The sequence below is a fragment of the Streptomyces sp. NPDC046831 genome (genome assembly GCF_040645305.1).
Taxonomy (GTDB): domain Bacteria; phylum Actinomycetota; class Actinomycetes; order Streptomycetales; family Streptomycetaceae; genus Streptomyces.
The window spans coordinates 39,797-56,356 of record NZ_JBEYXZ010000018.1; the positions used below are offsets into that span (position 1 = coordinate 39,797).

Consider the following 16,560-nt stretch of genomic DNA (forward strand, 5'->3'; position numbering starts at 1 on the left):
CAGGAACTCGTGGCGCGTGGTCGAAAAATCAGGAAATCAACGAATGAAGTGGGTGTCCGGAAATCGCCGATACCTTCAGTAACGAGCAACTGGCCAGCGGCGACCGGTAATTGGTTGATTCCGGGCCGAGTCGCTCCCTACATTCCTCCGCCGTGTGCAACGAGCACCGCTCGGGTACGTCCGCCGACCGTACGGCACCCGTACGACACCGGTTCGACAGCACGCCCTCACGGCGGACGGGGGCGGAGCGTGACGGCCGCGCCCCAGCGCGCGGAGCGCGCCCCGCCCCGGGGGAGCCCGGGTCCTCCCGGAGGGATCCACATGTCCGATTGTGCCGATACCACCCGCTACACCGTCCGCAAGGCGCGGACGGCGGCGGTTCTCGCCGGGGCGGCGCTGCTCGCCCCGCTCGGGCTGCTGGCCGCGACGGGCGACGCCCGGGCGGCGGACGGGGGAGTGTGGGACCGCATCGCCCAGTGCGAGAGCGGCGGCAACTGGCACATCAACACCGGCAACGGCTACTACGGCGGGCTCCAGTTCGCCGCCGGCACCTGGCGGGCCTACGGCGGTACGGCCTACGCGCCGACCGCCGACCGGGCCTCGAGGTCCCAGCAGATCGCCGTCGCCACCCGGGTCCAGCGCGCCCAGGGATGGGGCGCGTGGCCGGTCTGCTCGGCCCGGGCCGGAGCGTCCGGCAGCGCACCGGCCGCCACCGGGACGGGAAACGGATCGGCCCGGCCGGGTCACGCACCGGCGCGGAAGGCGGCCCGTGCGACGGCCCCCGCGCAGCGGCCGGCGAAGGCGCCGGACCGGGCGCCGGACCACCCGGACCGCGGCGCGTCCCGCGGCGACTACATCGTCCGCGCGGGCGACACGCTGAGCGGCATCGCCGCCCGGCACGGGACCACCTGGCAGCGGCTGCACGCCCTCAACAGGGCCGTCATCGGCGACGATCCCGACGTGATCCTCCCCGGTCAGCGCCTGGCCCTCTGAGCCGGCGCCTCCCCGCCGCGGACCGCACGGCGGCGCCCACCGGCCCACCCGCCGGCGGGCGCGGCCGGTCCGCGAGCACGTGCGCCGGCTGTCCGGCAGGCCCGTTGCGGCCGCGCCGGGCAGCCGGCGCGCGGCCCAGTCACCGGTCGCCGCCCGATCCTCAGCCCGGCGAGACGAAGCCGGACTCGTACGCCGCGATGACCGCCTGGGTGCGGTCCCGGGCGCCGAGTTTCGCCAGTACGGAGCTGACGTGCGACTTCACGGTCTCGGTCCCCACCACCAGGTGCGCGGCGATCTCCGCGTTCGACAGGCCTCGTGCCATGAGACGCAGCACCTCCCCCTCGCGCTCGGTCAGTGCGGCACGTTCCACGGCACTCAGGGCCGCGGTACCGCCGTGGGCCCGGCCGTAGGAGGAGGCCAGCCGCCGCACCGCCGCCGGGAACAGCAGGGAGTCGCCCTCGGCCACCAGCCGTACGGCGTGCACGATCTCCGCCGGCCGTGCCCGCTTGAGCAGGAAGCCGTCGGCGCCGGCGCGCAGCGCCCCGTACACGTACTCGTCGTTCTCGAAGGTTGTCACCACCACGATCTTCGGTGGGTCCGCCATGGTGCGCAGCACCGCCCGGGTGGCCTCGATGCCGTCCATCAGCGGCATGCGGACGTCCATGACGACGACGTCGGGGCGCCGTTGCCGTACCAGGGGGATCACGGCGGCCCCGTCGGCGGCCTCGCCCACTACTGCGATGTCCGGCTGAGCCTCCAGCACGGCCCGCAGTCCGGCCCGTACGAGCGGCTCGTCGTCGACCAGGAGAACGGTGAGGGGCATCCGGTCAGCCTAGGTCAGCTACAGCGGCAGATCGACGTGCAGCAGCCAGTGGCCGCCGTGCCGTCCCGCCCAGGCCCCGCCCCCTAGCAGCGCGGCCCGCTCACGGATCCCGCGCAGCCCTCGGCCGCCGCCCGCGCCAGGCACCGGTGCCGGATCGGGCAGCGGATTGCGCACTTCGAGCCGCAGCCGCGCCGATTCGACGGCGATGCGCACGCCGATGCGCACGGGGCCCGCGTGCCGCAGCACGTTGGTGAGGGCCTCCTGGAGCATCCGGTAGGCCTCGCGGGACACCGGGGCCGGAAGGTCCTCCAACGGCCCGGTCACCTCGGCGTCGACCTCGGCACCCGAGGACCGGGCGGAATCCAGCAGTCGGCCCGCCTCGTCGAGAGCCGGACGTGCGCCGGCCGGCTGCCCTGTCTCGCGCAGGACGAGCAGGACACGGTCCAGGTCCTCCAGCGCGGCCCGTCCCGTCTCCTCGATGGCCTTGAGCGCCCGGTCGGTGAAGTCCGGGTCGCCGGCCGCCCGGGCGGCACCCGCCTGCACCACGGCCAGGGTCAGCGCGTGGCCGAGAGTGTCGTGCAACTCCCGTGCGATGTCGTTGCGTTCCAGCAGCCGCTCGGTGCGTTCCTCCAACTCGGCCAGCCGTTCCCTGACCGACGGTCCGAGCAGCATGCGAGCGGCCGGGGCCATGAGCGCCCCCGCCCCGGCGGCCACCATGACCAGCACCAGCACGGGCACCGGTGCCAGCAGGACGTACACCCAGCCCGCCCCCTGAACGTACGGGAGCGGGCCGGGGAGGCCCGGGTCGCCGGCGGCCGCCCCGGCGAGCGACAGCGTGAGCGCCAGCAGTGCGTTGGTCACCAGTGCGAGGGCGAGCCCCGCTTCCAGACGCAAGGCCAGCCAGGCGCCGGTTCTGGCGCGGTCGGCCCACGACGCGGAGGAAACGGTGGAGACACCCGGGTCCTCGTCGTTCCGCACGCGGGCGTGCGGTCCGGGAAACAGCATCAGCCGCGCCTGCAGCCCCTCCGCACGGCGGACCGAGGGCACCATGGCGGCGGCCGGAGCCAGGGGAATCGGAAGGACCGCGATCAGCAGCCAGTCGTGCGGTGACGGGTCGCTCAGCCCGGGATAGACCATGGCGCAGGCCAACGGCACGATCGCACCCACGAGCGTGTGCAGCCAGCGGGTGTAGGTGACCGCACGCGTCAACGGCAGCAGGAAGCCCGGCATGCCGTCATCGTGGCAGAGCAGCAGGGGCCGCCGTCTCCCCCGTGCGGGGGAGACGCTCTCCTCGGACGGGGGATGTCCGTCCGCGCTCTCCCGGCAACGCTGGGGCCATGACCAGCATCGACGTCGAAGAACTCACCAAGAAGTACGGCGGCACCCGGGCCGTCGACCGCCTGACGTGCAGCATCGCTCCGGGACGGGTCACCGGTTTCCTCGGCCCCAACGGCGCCGGCAAGTCCACCACCATGCGCCTTGTCCTCGGCCTCGACCGCCCCACCTCCGGCACCGCCACGGTCGGCGGCCGCCCCTACGCGACGCTGCGCCAGCCCCTGCGCACGGTCGGCGCCCTCCTGGACGCGCAGGCGGCCCACGGTTCCCGCACCGCCCGTGATCATCTGCGCTTCCTCGCCGTCAGCAACCGCCTCCCGGCACGCCGTGTGGCGGAGGTCTTGGAGGACACCGGTCTCACCGGTGTGGCACACCGTCGCATCGGGACCTTCTCGCTCGGCATGCGCCAGCGCCTCGGCATCGCCACCGCGCTCCTCGGGGATCCACCCGTCCTCATGCTGGACGAGCCCACCAACGGGCTCGACCCGGAAGGGATCGTCCGGATGCGCCGCTTGCTGCGCCGGCTCGCCCGCGAAGGGCGCACGGTCCTGGTCTCCAGCCACCTGATGAACGAGACCGCGGCCTTCGCCGACCATCTCGTCGTCCTCGGCAGGGGCCGGCTCCTGGCCGACGTCCCGACACAGGACTTCATCGAACAGCACAGCCATCCGCGCGTACGCGTCCGCACCAGTGATCCCGGCCGGCTGCGGGCCGCACTGGTGGCCCGGGGACACACGGTCGCGGAAGGCGATGACGGCCGATGGGTCGTCGACGGCGCCACAGCCGAACAGATCGGGGCCGTCGTCGCCCGCGAGGGCATTCCCGTCTTCGAACTCACCGACGAGCGTGCCTCCCTGGAGCAGGCCTACCTCGCTCTCACGGCGGCCGAGGGGGAGTTCGCCTCCGCGACCCCCGCGTCCCCGACCACCACGCAGGAGGCCTGACCATGTCCGTTTCCGCGGTGCTCCACTCCGAGTGGATCAAAATCAGGTCGGTCCGTGCGAGCTTCGGATCGCTCCTCGCTGTCTTCGCCGCCACGGTGGCGATCACGCTGCTCGTCTTCGCCACCGTGGGCCGGGCAGAGGCGGAGAGCGGCGAGGATCCCGTCTTCGGGGCCTTCTACGCGCTCAACTTCGCGCAGATCGCTGCGATCGCCTTCGGGGCCACCGCCGTGTCCTCCGAGTACGCGGGCGGTGCCCTGCGGATCTCCCTGTCGGCGGTGCCGCGCCGGGGCCTTTTCTACGCGGCCAAGACGGCCGTCGTGGCCACCGCCGCCCTCGTTGTGGGACTCGCCACCGCGTTCGCCACCTTCTTCGCGGGCCAGGCGTTCCTGGGAGAGTACGCCATCGGCCTCGATGAGCCGGGAGCGCTGCGGGCCTGCGTCGGCGGGGGGATCTACCTCGCTCTGATGGCCCTGTTCGCCACGGGACTCACTTTCCTGCTGCGCAGCGCCGTCGCGGTGCTCAGCCTGCTCATCCCGTTCATCCTGATCGTGTCCTTCGTGGTCGGGGGCGTCGCGGAGGGTGCCGCCGCCTATCTGCCCGATCGTGCCGGGCAGCAGGTCCTGCACCAGGACCCGGCAGGAGACGTCGGCCCCTGGGCAGGTCTCGCCGTGACAGCGCTGTGGGCGGCAGCCGCGCTCCTGGCCGGTCGGTGGGCGGTGCGCCGGCGTGATGCCTGACCGCTCGGTGGCCGGCGGGCGCCCGCCGCCCGTCCCGGACTGCTGCGAGGAGGTCCGGCGCGGACCGGTTCCGCGAAGTGCGGCGTCCTCGGGGGACACTTGCGGACAGTCGCTGTCCGCGACTCCTGGCAGACTCGAAGCATGCTGGAGACCTCGGCACGACTGCTGCGCCTGCTCTCACTGCTCCAGGCCCACCGTGAGTGGTCCGGCTCCGAACTGGCCGCACGGCTCGGCGTCACCGCGCGCACGGTGCGCCGGGACGTGGACCGGCTGCGGGAACTCGGCTACCCCGTCAACGCCAGTCCCGGCACGGGCGGCGGCTACCAGCTGGGCGCCGGCGCCGAGTTGCCGCCGCTGCTCCTGGACGACGACGAGGCGGTCGCCGTCGCCGTCGGACTGCGCACGGCCGCCGGGCAGGGCATCGAGGGCATCGGCGAGACGTCGGTGCGGGCCCTGGCCAAGCTGGAGCAGGTGCTGCCGGGCCGGCTGCGCCGCCGGGTCGGCGCCCTGAACGCCTTCACCGTGCCGATGCTGCGCGGCCCGCAGCCCTCCACCGTCGACCCGGCCGTCCTGACCGAGCTGGCCCATCTGTGCCGGGACGCCGAACGGCTCCGTCTGGAGTACCGCAGCCACGACGGCACCGTGACCCGCCGCACCGTCGAACCGCACCGCCTGGTGTGCACCGAGCGCCGCTGGTACCTCGTCGCCTGGGACCTCGACCGCGACGACTGGCGCACCTTCCGGGTCGACCGCATTACCCCGACACCGCCGCACGGGCCGCGCTTCACCCCGCGCACCCCGCCCGCCGACGACCTCGCCGCCTATGTCTCGAAGGGCGTCTCCACGCACGCGTACGCCACCCACGCCGTCGTCCGCCTGCTGGTCCCGCTCGCCGAGGCCGCGGAGCGCGTCTCGCCCTCGGCGGGGACGCTGGAGGCCGACGGGCCCGGCGCGTGCGTGCTGCGGACGGGTGCGGCGACCCTCGACGTGATGGTCGTGCACGTCATGATGACGGGCCTGCCGTTCGAGGTGCTGGAGCCCGCGGAGCTGACGGAGGCGATCAGGTCGGCGCGCGACCGGCTCGACGCCGCCCTCGCCCGGTCCGAGGGGACTGGCCGGCGTGCCCCGGACGGCGAAGGCAGGACGTCGAAGGTCCGCGACGGAACCGGGGCGGCGTGACGACCCCGCGGCGCGGCGGCGGACAGGGACCGCCCGCGGGGGCAGCGGCCGGCCGGGGCCAGGGGCGCCGTCCGCCTCCCTCGTGCTCCGCGGCGGGGGCCTGCGGGGGGTCGGTGGTGAAGCGGTGGATTTCCTGTGGTGGCGCCTGTCCCCCGACCCGCGGTATTCACCGGGAAATAATGTGCCGCCGCCCCCGGCCGGTTCTCACGGCGCATTTCCGCGCGCTTTACGGCCGTGCCGTGCCGGTCCGGGGAATCGCGTGCGCATTCCCGCGAAAGGGTGACGGAATCGGCCGCGCGGGTGAAGGGGCGGGCCGGGACGGGTGTCGTGCCTGTGACAGAAGTGTGACCGGAGGGGGATGTGTGATCCCGGTGTTCCGGGGCACTTCCCCGGGCCGCGTCCTGCGCCTAGCGTGGCGGCATGGCACCGATTCCCGCTCCGTCAGCGGAGCCCCAGGACAGTCCGGACGGGTACGTCGGCCTCGACGCCGAGCGCGCCGAGCACCTCGCGCGTGAGCGCGGCTGGACCACCGTGCGGTCCCTCGAACCGGGCACGGTCATCACCATGGAGTACCGCGTCGGGCGGCTGAACTTCGAGGTGACGGACGGCCGCGTGGCCCGGGCCTGGAAGGGCTGAGCCACCTGATGGGCGAGGGCCCCGGCGTCCCGGACGGGCACCGGGGCCCTCGCCCCGTGTGAGGGAGGTGCGCACCGGGCGCGGCCTCCCGCGGCGCCGGTGCCCGGCGGTGCGGGAGGTCAGTTGCCCGTCAGAGGACGGGCCGCCGAGGGCGTGGCACGCGCGACGCGGTCGGCGTGCGGGGGCCTGCGGCTGCCCACGGGAGTGACCGGGGTGCGCTCCGAACGGGTCGCGTGCGGGCCCGGGGCGAGGTAGATCGGCGTCCTGGGCGCGCGGGGAGTGACGCCCTCGCAGGCCGCCGGTGCCTCCTCCGGGGCGCGGGTGTGCGCGCCCAGCGGCACCGGCGCCCCGGCCGGGGCGGTCGGCACGGGCACCGGCGCGACGCGGCCGCGACGGTCGCGCAGGCGGTCGCGCAGCTCGAACAGCGCGGCCTCGGCCCCCGCGATCAGCGGCTCGAACCACGGCAGGGCCAGCAGGATCAGCAGCCCGGCGGCCCAGCCGAGCAGCACGTCGCTGAGCCAGTGCGTCCCCAGGTACACGGTGGTGAGGCCGACCCCGAGCGACGTCACCGCGGACAGCGCCGACAACCAGCGCCGCGCCTGCGGCGTGGAGGCCAGATAGGCCAGGATGCCCCAGGTCACCACGGCGTTCGCGGTGTGGCCGCTGGGGAATATATCGCCGCCCAGGCCCATCTCGTTCGAGCCGATCACGGTCGCGTAGTGCGGCCCGAGACGTCCCATGCCGAGCTTCGCGGCGCCGACCGTGACGTTCAGCAGCAGCAGCGACGCGGCGAGGGTGAGCAGCGGACGAAGGGTGTGCTGCCGCCACGAGCGCCAGCCCAGCCACGCCGCGACCATCACGGCGGTCGGGCCGCGCTGGCCCAGCACCACGTAGTAGTCGAGGAAGGCGTGGATCTGCGGCCACTGCTGGTACGGCCGGAAGAACATGACCTGCCAGTCCAGCCGGACCAGCCAGGAGGTCGTCACCACGGCCCAGACGATCGCCAGGTAGAAGGCCAGGGTCGAGGAGAACAGCACGACCCGGTGCCGGCTCATCCTCGGCACGTCGATGTGCGCCGGCCGTTGCGGCTCACGGTCCAGCCTGGCGAACACCCGGTCCAGGCGGGTGAGGGTTCGTTCGGTACGCACCTAATCGACGTTACAGGGAGTGAGCTCACCTCCCTGACGAAGCACGGGGTTTGTGATGACGATGTGATGTGGGATTGCTCTCAGCCGGCGTTGCTTTTCCGCCGTCGTGAAATGCCGCGGGCGCACGGCAGGTAATTCCTTTGATCATTCCGGTGGGGAGTTGTTCCGGTGCCCGGGAATTCACCGGCCGAACGCCCCGGACGTATTCCGTCGCGCGTTCACCGGACGCTCCGGTCACCCTCCCGGCCGGGTCGATCACGGGGGACCGGAGCCGTTCAGCCAGAACGCCCCGTACACCGCCGAGGCCACCGCCACGCCGCCCACCACCAGCGCCGCCCTGGACGTCCGCAGCCGGCCCACGGTGAGGGCGAGTGGCAGCAGCAGCGGGAAGGCGGGCAGCAGCAGGCGCGGCTTGGAGCCGAAGTAGCTCGACGCACACAGCGCCAGCGCGGTGACGATCCCCGAGTACACCAGGAGCGGGAGCGGCTGGCCCTGCCGGGCGCCGGCCACGTACAGCCGGGCCACCAGAGCCACTCCGGCGACGAGTGCGAGTCCCGCCAGGGCCGAGGGGAACGACGTGAACTTGTCGCCGACGAAGCGGGCGAAGGCGTACCCGCCGTCGAAGCCGTTGCGCCAGCCCGCCTGGACGTCCAGGTAGCCGAGGGGCCCCTTCCCGGTGCGGTGCCCCACCCACAGGACGTACCCGGCCGCGCCGAGCGGGGCGAGGAGCACGCCGGCGGCGCGCCGGGCACCCGGCCGGGAGGCGCGGGTCTCCTCCCGCGCGCCGGGCGCCCCCGCGGCGCCCCGGCTCCGCAGGTACGAGGCGGCGGCCGCCGTCCAGACCGCCGCCACCACGGCGAGGCCCACCGGCCGGGTCAGTCCCGCCGCCAGGGCCAGGGCACCCGCGGTCACCCAGCGGCCGGTCAGCACCGCGTACAGCGACCAGGCGGCCAGCGCGGTGAACAGCGACTCGCTGTACGCCATCGACTGGACGATCCCGACCGGCAGCACCGCCCACAGCAGCACCGCGTACGTGGCGGTCCGCGCCGCTCGCGCCGGCACGGGTCCGGCGCCGCGCTGCGACGCGCCTTCCGCGCCCCCGCCGTACCCGTCGCCTCCGCCGCACACGTGCTCGGCGACCGCGAAGACGCCCCAGGCCGCGGCCACCGAGGCGAGCAGGGCGACGACGAAGCCGGCGTCGGCGTACGACAGGGGGCTCACCGCGGCGAGCAGCCGCTCCAGCCAGGGCAGCAGCGGGAAGAAGGCCAGGGCGGAGTGGACGTCCCCGTTCGGCAGGCGCACCTCGTAGCCGTAGCCGCCGCCGGCCACCCGCGCGTACCACAGGGCGTCCCAGCGTGCGGTCAGCAGCGTGTACCCGCTCCGGCCGTGCGCGGCGCTCCACAGGACCAGGACGAGGACGCCCAGGGCGCGGACGGCCGCGTACCCGAGGAGGGCCGGCGCGGCCCGGCGCAGCATGCCGGGCCGGGCCGGTGCCGGCGCGCGCGTGTCAAGAACGGTCACGGGCCCGATTATCGGCCGCGCCCGCGGCCGCCCGGACCGCCGGGCCCCTGCCCTTCCGGATGCGGAGTGGCGTACGCCACATGGTTCCCCGACAGGTGTGAGAGATGGGCCACGTGGCACGGGAACGGACTCGCGTACGCTGACGAGTCACTCGCACTTCGTTGCGCGGGCCGGGGACCACCGCTCCTTCCCGGCCGAGCCGTGGGGGAGTCCCCCATCCCGCGGACCCGCCGGAGGCGAGGGTTCATCTGGGAGGTACGTACATGTCCGGGACGACCACGGCCGCCGCGCTGCGCCGTCGGGCGGCCGGGGCCGGTGCCAACCGCTGGGTCGTCCTCGTCGTCCTCTGCGTCAGCCTGCTGCTGGTCGCGGTGGACGCGACCGTCCTGCACGTGGCGGTACCCGCCGTCACCGAGGACCTCCGGCCCGGCGCGATCGAACTGCTCTGGATCGTCGACACCTACCCGCTCGTCTGCGCCTCACTGCTGATCCTCTTCGGCACCCTCGGCGACCGGGTGGGCCGCAGACGGATCCTGCTCCTCGGCTACGCCCTGTTCGGGATCGCCTCCGCCGTGGCGGCCTTCGCGCAGAGCCCGCAGACGCTGATCGGCGCCCGGGCGCTGCTCGGCGTCGGCGGCGCCATGATCATGCCGGCGACGCTGTCGATTCTGCGGCAGGTCTTCCCGGACCGGCGCGAACGCGCGCTGGCGATCGGCATCTGGAGCGCGGTGGCGGCGGTGGGCGCGGCGGTCGGGCCGCTGCTCGGCGGCTTCCTGCTGGAGCACTTCTGGTGGGGGTCGGTCTTCCTCGTCAACATCCCGCTGATGCTGGTCAGTCTGCCGGTGGGCCGGCTGCTGCTGCCCGAGTCGACGGGCCGCCGTGACGGTCCGTGGGACGTCGTCGGCGCGCTCATGGCGGCGGCCGGACTGTTCGGGGCGGTGCTGGGCGTCAAGCGGCTCGGCGGCGGGGAGCCCGCGCTGAGCGTGCTCACCGTGGTCCCGCTGCTGGTGGGAGCGGTGCTGCTCGTGGGGTTCGTGCGGCGCCAGCGGCGCCGGACGCATCCCCTGGTGGACCTCGGCATGTTCGCGCGGCCGGCGTTCAGCACGTCGGTGGGGTGCATCGTGCTGGCCATGCTCGCCCTGGTGGGGCTGGAGCTGATCGCGGCGCAGTACCTGCAGCTGGTGCTGGGGCTGTCCCCGCTGCGGACCGGGCTGCGCCTGCTGCCGCTGACGTTCGCCGCGATGGCCGCCGGGCTGGCGGGCGCGCGGGCGCTGCGGCGGTTCGGGCCGCGCCGGATGGTGTGCTTCGGTTTCTGCCTGACGGCGGCCGCGGTGGTGCTGCTGACGGCGATGGGCCGGCACGACGACGCCGGGCTGCTGCTGACCGGTTTCGTGCTCCTCGGCTTCGGCCTGGAGACGACGCTGTTCGCGGCGTACGAGTCGATGCTGAACGAGGCCCCGGCGGCGCAGGCGGGCGGGGCCGCGGCGATCGGGGAGACGTCGTACCAGCTGGGCGCCGGCATCGGGATCGCGCTGCTGGGCAGCGTGATGAACGCGGCCTACGCGCCCGGGCTGGCGGCGGTGCCCGGGGTTCCGGCGGACGCCTCGCGGGCCGCGTCGCACTCCGTGGGGGAGGCCTACGAGGTGGCCGGGCAGCTCGGCGGCTCCGCCGGTGCGGCGCTGCGGCGGGCGGCCCGGGACTCCTTCGTGCACGGCCTGCACGTCACGTTGCTGGTGAGCGCGGGACTGCTGCTGCTGGGGGCCCTGATGGCGCTGCGGCTGCCGCGGGCGATGCAGTGCGAGGAGGCGGCGGTGGAGCTGCCCGCGCCCCGGGAGGCCGAGAGGTCGCGCGTCTCGGCGTGAGAGCCGCCTAGGCGCACGGCCGGTGACGGGCACCTCGGCGCACCGCCGGTGACGGGACGTCCGGTGTCCGCCTGCGCTCCGGGGCCGCGTCGCACCCCGCCGCCGGCCGTCGGCCCCGCAGCGCGCGGCGCGGGGTGGGGGAGCGGGCTGGACGTGGGGGAGACTGCGTCGTAACGTCGGGCCGGAGTCGCGTAACTAGCGCCGCTAGTTTTAGTTGCCGGAGGGTGTCCCATGTCCGCGTCCTCGAAGTTGCCCCCGTTCGACCCCGCCGATCCGCTCGGCGTCGACGACCTGCTGGACCCCGAGGACCTGGCCGTCCGCGACACCGTGCGGAACTGGGCCGCCGATCGTGTCCTGCCCCACGTCGCCGAGTGGTACGAGAAGGGCGAACTGCCCGTCGTCCGCGACCTCGCCCGCGAACTCGGCGCCATCGGCGCGCTCGGCATGTCCCTGGAGGGCTACGGCTGCGCCGGGGCCACCGCCGTGCAGTACGGACTGGCCTGCCTGGAGCTGGAGGCGGCCGACTCCGGGATCCGCTCCCTGGTCTCGGTCCAGGGCTCGCTCGCGATGTACGCCATCCACCGCTTCGGCTCCGAGGAGCAGAAGCAGGAGTGGCTCCCCCGCATGGCCGCCGGCGAGGTGATCGGCTGCTTCGGCCTCACCGAGCCCGACCACGGGTCCGACCCGGCCTCGATGCGTACCCACGCCAAGCGCGACGGCGCCGACTGGGTCCTCAACGGCCGCAAGATGTGGATCACCAACGGCTCCGTCGCCGGGGTGGCCGTCGTCTGGGCCCGGACCGAGGAGGGCATCCGCGGGTTCCTCGTGCCGGCCGGCGCGCCCGGGTTCTCCGCACCGGAGATCAGGCACAAGTGGTCCCTGCGGGCCAGCGTCACCAGCGAGCTCGTCCTCGACGACGTCCGGCTGCCGGCCGACGCGGTGCTGCCCGGGGTGGTCGGGCTGCGCGGGCCCCTCGGCTGTCTGTCCCACGCCCGGTACGGCATCGTCTGGGGCGCCATGGGCGCGGCCCGGTCCTGCTTCGAGTCCGCGGTGCGGTACGCGACGTCGCGGGAGCAGTTCGGGCGGCCGATCGGCGGCTTCCAGCTCACCCAGGCCAAGCTCGCCGACATGGCGGTCGAGCTGCACAAGGGAATTCTGCTCGCCCATCATCTGGGGCGGCGCATGGACGCCGGCCGCCTGCGTCCCGAGCAGGTCAGCTTCGGCAAGCTCAACAACGTGCGCGAGGCGATCGAGATCTGCCGTACCGCGCGGACGATTCTGGGGGCGAACGGAATTTCGCTGGAGTACCCGGTGATGCGGCACGCGACGAATCTGGAATCGGTGCTCACCTACGAGGGCACCGTCGAGATGCACCAGCTCGTGCTGGGCAAGGCGCTCACCGGACTCGACGCCTTCCGCTGACCCGGCGAACGGGAACGGGCAGGGCCGGTGAGCGGCCCTGCCTCAGCTCTGGTTGTAGAAGCCGTCCGAGCGGTGCTGCGCGGACTGGCCGCTGACGATCTCCGTGTCGGCCGGCGTGAGCAGGAAGACCCGGTTGGACACGCGGTCGATCTGGCCGCGCAGGCCGAAGATGAGCCCCGCCGCGAAGTCGACCACGCGCTTGGCGTCGGCGGGCTCCATGGCCGTGAGGTTCATGATGACGGGCACCCCGTCCCGGAAGAGCTCGCCGATGGCGCGGGCGTCCCGGAAGCTGTCCGGCGTCACCGTGCCGATCCGGCGGCCCTTGTCCTCGGCCGTGTCCGAGGCCACCTTCACCCGGGGGTCGGTGACCCAGGCGTCCCCGGACTCGGTCCCCTCGGAGTAGTCGTCGTCGTAGTAGCGCTCGTCATCGTTGTCGTCGACGAGGCCGAGCCACGCACTCGCCTTGCGTACCGATCCCATGGACGCCTCCTCTCACAGCGGTCTTTCTTGCATTCCGCATCCCTATCGTCATCCATGATGCGGACAGTGCGCCAAGTGGATAGACGCCGCGCGGGGGGTTTGTGACGGTACTGGTGCACAGCGAATCCGTCGAGAGGCCGTGTGCCCCAAGGCTCGAGAACTACACGGCTGCTGACGGTGAGTGAAATATGATTGTCCACGGCGTACGGGTGACGGCCGGGGCGTACGGGTGAACGAAGGGGCCGACGCGATGCGGCGGCTCGACGGCGTACACACTACGGGGGAATGCCGTGTTCGGAATTGTCAGACCCTGCCGTCACCGGCTCGGTGAAAGCCTGAAGGCCCAGTGGACGGCCCATTTGTGCGGGCTGTGCCTGGCGCTGCGCGGGGACCACGGCCAGCTCGCGCGCGTCGTGACGAACTACGACGGGCTCCTGATATCCGTCCTGGCGGAGGCTCAGGCGGAGCGGTCCGGCGGCGCGCGGCGCACGGCCGGGCCGTGTCCGCTGCGGGGCATGCGCACCGCCTCCGTCGCGCAGGGTGACGGCGCCCGGCTCGCGGCGGCCGTCTCGCTGGTGCTCGCCTCGGCCAAGGTGCGCGACCACGTCGCGGACGGGGACGGGCTGCTGGCGCGCCGCCCGGTGGCGCACGCGGCGCGCCGGGTCGCCGAGAGCTGGGGACGCGCGGGCGCCCGCACGGGGGCGGACGTCGGGTTCGACGCGGCCGTCCTCGTCGACGCCGTCGACCGGCAGCCGGGCGTCGAGGCGCTCGCCGGACCCGGGACGCCGATCCTGACCGTCACCGAGCCGACCGAGACGGCGACCGCCGCGGCCTTCGCGCACACCGCGCTCCTGGCCGGGCGTCCGGGCAACGCCGAGCCGCTGGCCGAGGCCGGTCGGCTGTTCGGGCGGCTCGCCCACCTCCTGGACGCCGTGGAGGACAAGGACGCCGACGCCGCCTCGGGCGCCTGGAACCCGCTCACCGCGACGGGCACGCCGCTCACCGAGGCCCGCCGGCTCGCCGACGACGCCGTGCACGGCATCCGGCTCGCACTGCGCGAGGTCGAGTTCACGGACGGACGGCTGGCCCACCGGCTGCTCGCGCACGAACTGGGCCGCTCGGTCGACCGGGCCTTCGGCACCGAGTCCTGCGGGCACGCCACCGACGCCGCCTTCGGACCGCCGCAGGGCCCCTACGCGCCCCAGGGACCCCGGCACCCGGGCACTCCGTACGACCCGGACCACCCTGATGACCCGAACCACCCGCACGGTCCCGGCAGCCCCTTCGGCGAGCCCCCGCGGCCGGGCCGCCGCGGTCTGTGGAGCGGGTGCGCGGTCGCGATCGGGCTGTGCTGCACCTGCAAGGTGTGCTGCGCCGACGAGTTCGAGGGCCCCTGGTCGAGGCAGCGGCGCGAGGGCTGGTGCAGCGGTTGCGACTGCTGTGACTGCAGCGACTGCTGCGGTTGCTGCGAGTGCTGCGACGGATGCGACTGCGGCTGCTGCGACTGCTGAGGCCGGGGAGCCGTCCACGGCACGCCGCCGTGCTGGTGCCGCGTCAGGCGACGTCTGCCCGTCGAGGAGCGGCGTCCGGTGCGTGCTCCCGGGGTGCCGGCCGGACGCCCTCGTACTGGATGTACTGGGGCTTTCGGCCGGTTCGAGGACGGGGGCGCGTGCCGGGCGTCGCGACGGGGCGGACATCGGCTGTCGCGCCACTGAAGCTGCGCGGGAGGTTGACGCGCCGTGAGGTCCGCGACCGCGCAGGGCCCCGGGGTGTCCGGCTCGTCCGACGGCTGGTCACCCGCCGGGATCGTCGTCGTTGCGCCGGGTTTGCGCCCGCGTTCGGGGATGGAAGTCCTGATGCCATGACGACGGACGCATCCGACGCGGCAGGGTCGCGGCTCCCACGCCGTGTCAGCGCGCTTCAGGGGACTGGTGGGCCGCTCGTTGCCGCCGCCACGCACGGTTCCGGTGGTTTTCCGGAGGGTCGAATTCCAGACATCGCCCGGATCCGGCCGGTCACCGGTCAGGCGGCCGCCCCCGCCCCGGGTGCGGACGGCCCGGCCGGGCGGGTACGGGTGTCCGGCGAGGCGGTGCGAACCGGTCGCCGGCACCGGACAACGGCCACCTGATCTGCCTCTTCGCGCGCGCCGGGCCGGGTGCCGGCGGCGCGGCGGCGGCGGACGGCGCCCGCCCGCCCGGGCGGTGGCGCCGGCCCGGTTCCGACCGGACGTCAACCAGGCCTCGTCGCACACGATCCACCCGCATCGCACCCCGTCGCACGGCCGAAAGGCACCCTTGCGCCGACCGTCCGTTCGGCCGAATACTCCCCCCACAGCGCTTGTCAGGGACACGGCGTGTTCGGAATCCGGTCACGTTCCCCTGGCTGCGCCTCACGGGCCCCGACCCCACGCGGGCCCCCTACTTCCCCTGTGGAGGAACGTAAAGTGAGGATCAAGCGCACCACCAGCAGCGGCACGACGAGACGGACCCGGCTGATCGCCATCGCTTCCGGACTCGTGGCCGCCGCCGCGATCGCGGTCCCCAGCGCGAACGCGTCCGACACGGCCACCTTCAGCTCCGCCCAGCTCACCAACGCGAGCGACTCGGTGCTCAAGGCCGACATCCCGGGCACCGCCTGGGCCGTCGACAGCAAGACCAACCGTGTCGTCGTCACCGTCGACAGCACCGTCTCCCAGGCCGAGATCGCCCAGATCAAGGAGCAGGCCGGCGCCAACGCCGGTGCCCTGACCATCAAGCGCACCCCGGGCAAGTTCAACAAGCTGATCTCCGGCGGCGACGCCATCTATGCGAGTAGCTGGCGCTGCTCGCTGGGCTTCAACGTCCAGGACAACAGCGGCAACTACTACTTCCTCACGGCCGGTCACTGCACCGACGGTGCGGGCACCTGGTGGTCGAACTCCTCGCACACGACCACGCTCGGCACCACCGCCGGCTCCTCCTTCCCCGGCAACGACTACGGCATCGTGCGCTACACGAACAGCTCGGTGGCCAAGTCGGGCAGCGTGGGAAGCCAGGACATCACCAGCGCCGCCACGCCGTCGGTCGGCACCACCGTCTACCGCCGCGGCTCCACGACCGGCACCCACAGCGGCCGGGTGACCGCGCTCAACGCGACCGTGAACTACGGCGGCGGCGACATCGTCTACGGTCTCATCCAGACCACGGTCTGCGCCGAGCCCGGAGACTCCGGCGGCCCGCTGTACGGCGGCACCACCGCCTACGGCCTCACCTCCGGCGGCAGCGGCAACTGCAGCTCGGGCGGTACGACCTTCTTCCAGCCGGTCACCGAGGCGCTGAGCGCCTACGGGGTCCACGTCTACTGACGCGCCCCGGCCGGCCGGCACGGTGACCCCGCGCGGCCCGTTCCGCCGCCGGCGGCAGGTGAGCCCCCGCACACGATCGTCCGATCGTGTGCGGGGGCTCACGCGTGTGCCGCGTCCTGCGTGGGCTGACGCCGGGG

General features: G+C 73.8%; 14 protein-coding genes. 9 read left to right on the forward strand and 5 right to left on the reverse strand.

Features of this window, described 5'->3' with window-relative positions; genetic code table 11:
• Positions 1-321: 321 nt before the first annotated feature.
• Positions 322-993: a transglycosylase family protein gene (locus ABZ920_RS17410; RefSeq protein ID WP_361504978.1), complete on the forward strand. Its 672-nt coding sequence runs from the start codon at positions 322-324 to the stop codon at positions 991-993.
• Between the two features lie 160 nt (positions 994-1,153).
• Here the strand turns inward: ABZ920_RS17410 and ABZ920_RS17415 are convergent, their stop codons facing one another.
• Positions 1,154-1,816 carry a response regulator transcription factor gene (locus tag ABZ920_RS17415; RefSeq protein WP_361504981.1) on the reverse strand — a complete coding sequence of 221 codons (663 nt, stop codon included), beginning with the start codon at positions 1,814-1,816 and terminating at the stop codon, positions 1,154-1,156.
• An 18-nt stretch (positions 1,817-1,834) separates the two neighbouring features.
• The gene (locus tag ABZ920_RS17420; RefSeq protein ID WP_361504984.1) at positions 1,835-3,046 is read right to left on the reverse strand and encodes a histidine kinase; all 1,212 of its coding nucleotides are present in this window, start codon (positions 3,044-3,046) and stop codon (positions 1,835-1,837) included.
• 107 nt (positions 3,047-3,153) lie between these two features.
• On the opposite strand from ABZ920_RS17420, the gene ABZ920_RS17425 reads away from it, so the two are divergent.
• From ABZ920_RS17425 to ABZ920_RS17440, 4 genes are all read left to right on the forward strand, one after another.
• Positions 3,154-4,095 carry an ATP-binding cassette domain-containing protein gene (locus tag ABZ920_RS17425; protein WP_361504987.1) on the forward strand — a complete coding sequence of 314 codons (942 nt, stop codon included), beginning with the start codon at positions 3,154-3,156 and terminating at the stop codon, positions 4,093-4,095.
• Positions 4,096-4,097: 2 nt separating this feature from the next.
• A complete protein-coding gene (locus ABZ920_RS17430; protein ID WP_361504990.1) occupies positions 4,098-4,832 on the forward strand; it encodes an ABC transporter permease in 735 nt (244 codons plus the stop codon).
• 141 nt (positions 4,833-4,973) lie between these two features.
• Entirely contained in the window at positions 4,974-6,011 is a 1,038-nt protein-coding gene (locus tag ABZ920_RS17435) for a YafY family protein (RefSeq protein WP_361504993.1), read from the forward strand.
• A gap of 420 nt (positions 6,012-6,431) precedes the next feature.
• Entirely contained in the window at positions 6,432-6,647 is a 216-nt protein-coding gene (locus ABZ920_RS17440; protein WP_361504996.1) for an I78 family peptidase inhibitor, read from the forward strand.
• A gap of 119 nt (positions 6,648-6,766) precedes the next feature.
• Here ABZ920_RS17440 and ABZ920_RS17445 read toward each other — a convergent pair whose 3' ends face one another.
• Positions 6,767-7,795: a phosphatase PAP2 family protein gene (locus ABZ920_RS17445; RefSeq protein WP_361504998.1), complete on the reverse strand. Its 1,029-nt coding sequence runs from the start codon at positions 7,793-7,795 to the stop codon at positions 6,767-6,769.
• Between the two features lie 255 nt (positions 7,796-8,050).
• Positions 8,051-9,316 carry a hypothetical protein gene (locus tag ABZ920_RS17450; RefSeq protein ID WP_361505001.1) on the reverse strand — a complete coding sequence of 422 codons (1,266 nt, stop codon included), beginning with the start codon at positions 9,314-9,316 and terminating at the stop codon, positions 8,051-8,053.
• Between the two features lie 263 nt (positions 9,317-9,579).
• On the opposite strand from ABZ920_RS17450, the gene ABZ920_RS17455 reads away from it, so the two are divergent.
• Positions 9,580-11,178, forward strand: coding sequence for an MFS transporter (locus ABZ920_RS17455; RefSeq protein ID WP_361505003.1), 1,599 nt, complete (start codon positions 9,580-9,582; stop codon positions 11,176-11,178).
• A gap of 231 nt (positions 11,179-11,409) precedes the next feature.
• Positions 11,410-12,600 (forward strand): acyl-CoA dehydrogenase family protein, encoded by a 1,191-nt coding sequence (locus ABZ920_RS17460; protein WP_361505006.1) that lies wholly within the window; start codon positions 11,410-11,412, stop codon positions 12,598-12,600.
• Between the two features lie 42 nt (positions 12,601-12,642).
• Here ABZ920_RS17460 and ABZ920_RS17465 read toward each other — a convergent pair whose 3' ends face one another.
• Positions 12,643-13,080, reverse strand: a complete 438-nt coding sequence (locus ABZ920_RS17465) for a cell division protein SepF (RefSeq protein ID WP_361505009.1) — start codon at positions 13,078-13,080, stop codon at positions 12,643-12,645.
• A gap of 290 nt (positions 13,081-13,370) precedes the next feature.
• On the opposite strand from ABZ920_RS17465, the gene ABZ920_RS17470 reads away from it, so the two are divergent.
• Positions 13,371-14,591, forward strand: coding sequence for a DUF5685 family protein (locus tag ABZ920_RS17470; RefSeq protein WP_361505012.1), 1,221 nt, complete (start codon positions 13,371-13,373; stop codon positions 14,589-14,591).
• Positions 14,592-15,523: 932 nt separating this feature from the next.
• Positions 15,524-16,423 (forward strand): S1 family peptidase, encoded by a 900-nt coding sequence (locus tag ABZ920_RS17475; protein ID WP_361505015.1) that lies wholly within the window; start codon positions 15,524-15,526, stop codon positions 16,421-16,423.
• Positions 16,424-16,560: the final 137 nt, after the last annotated feature.